This is a genomic window from Halomonas sp. IOP_31 (assembly GCF_021151495.1).
In the GTDB taxonomy this organism is placed as follows: domain Bacteria; phylum Pseudomonadota; class Gammaproteobacteria; order Pseudomonadales; family Halomonadaceae; genus Modicisalibacter; species Modicisalibacter zincidurans.
Map to the genome: position 1 here is coordinate 1 of NZ_JAIRBP010000082.1, position 1,332 is coordinate 1,332.

A 1,332-nucleotide genomic window follows, 5' to 3' on the forward strand; every position below is an offset into this window, starting at 1 on the left:
ACATCTCCGTCCCGACCCTTGGCTGAGCCGACACGGTAGGTGGATGGTGGCAGCGCTGCCACCTCGGGGGTGGGTCAAAAGCGTTGGCCGGTACTGGGTCACTTTACTTGGCCATTAACAGTAACGGAGAATGAGTAACAAAACCTTCAGTCCGCCTTCGGAAGAGGTGCGCACCAAGCTTCTGGCTCGTTCTGGACAGTGTGAGCGACTGGTCCGGGAGGGGGGTCGCCGCGCGATTACCAGCGTCAGCCGAACTCAGTGGTGGACCTTGGAACGAAAGCGAGCGGCTCCGGCACGGCTCAAGCTAGGCTGCAACTCGGTGGCGTGGCGGTTATCGGATCTGTTGGCCTGGATCGAGCAGCAAGGGGCTTGATTTGGCCCCTTTTACTCTCCAGAACTAACTTCACCTCTCACGATGGGCGCTAACCATTCGCAGAGCGCCTCGTGAGCCGCTCTTCGCTCTTCAAAATACGCATGCTTGTTATAAACCCGGTCCGTCCGGTTGCCGGGCAGTTGATTCAGGCAGCGCTGAGCCAGATTGTCATCAAAACCAAGCTTGCCCAGCTTCGTCCTGGCCGTGCCACGTAGATCGTGGACGCGGCGCTTGTCGAATGAGAAGAGTTTTTTCTCAAAGAGCTTCTTGAGCGCATGGTTCAGCGTGTTTTCACACACATGCGGAGTCCGTGCCTTTTTACTGATCCTGCGAGCTGGAAATACCCACTCACTACCGCAGGAACGTACCTTCAGCTCATTCAGCCATTCCACGGCGGGCTCTGCCAAAGGGATATCGATGGCCCTTCTTTTTTTGGTCCTTTCCTCGGGCAGGTACCAGATACGGTTCTCCAGATCGAATTCTGACCAGGGCGCGGCCAAAAGCTCCATCTTTCTCGTACAAGTCGCTATCAGCAACGCACAGGCCAAGTAGTTCTCTCGACTGAACTGCGCCGGAATCACCCGGAGTTTGGTAAAGAACTCGGTGACTTCGCCTTCATTCATTGGGTAGTTGGCGGCCTTCTCCTCCCCGCCGGCGTCCCTGGGGCGGAATGGCGAGGCTGGGTTGAACCTGGTGACGTCCAGTTTGATGCCATGATCAAACAGGTTCCTCAACAGACGCATCAAGTCATTTGAGAGGGTTGGGCGGGGCTTATTGTCGTCATAGCCATTGGCCACGTCGCGCAGGATTTCACTGATATCCACTGGCCGGATCTTTTGGTTCATCGCACTTTGCCGGGAAAAGCGGCCCGGATCTTCAGGAAGAAGTACGCCGTGTCACGGTACCCGTAGGCCATCCGTTTGATGACCTTGATCCGATTGTTCATGCCCTCCAGCACA

The 1,332-nt window shown here is 56.3% G+C and carries 3 protein-coding genes; 1 reads left to right on the forward strand and 2 read right to left on the reverse strand.

Annotation, left to right across the window (positions count from 1 at the left end; genetic code table 11):
- The first annotated feature begins 130 nt into the window (after positions 1-130).
- The gene (locus K7I12_RS17385) at positions 131-373 is read left to right on the forward strand and encodes a helix-turn-helix transcriptional regulator (protein ID WP_231664810.1); all 243 of its coding nucleotides are present in this window, start codon (positions 131-133) and stop codon (positions 371-373) included.
- Between the two features lie 11 nt (positions 374-384).
- Here K7I12_RS17385 and K7I12_RS17390 read toward each other — a convergent pair whose 3' ends face one another.
- Together K7I12_RS17390 and K7I12_RS17395 are read right to left on the reverse strand one after the other, a co-directional pair.
- Positions 385-1,218 carry a tyrosine-type recombinase/integrase gene (locus K7I12_RS17390; protein ID WP_231664811.1) on the reverse strand — a complete coding sequence of 278 codons (834 nt, stop codon included), beginning with the start codon at positions 1,216-1,218 and terminating at the stop codon, positions 385-387.
- The coding region (locus tag K7I12_RS17395) for a transposase (RefSeq protein WP_138143452.1) at positions 1,215-1,332 on the reverse strand (118 nt) is incomplete at its 5' end. The genes K7I12_RS17390 and K7I12_RS17395, both read right to left, overlap by 4 nt.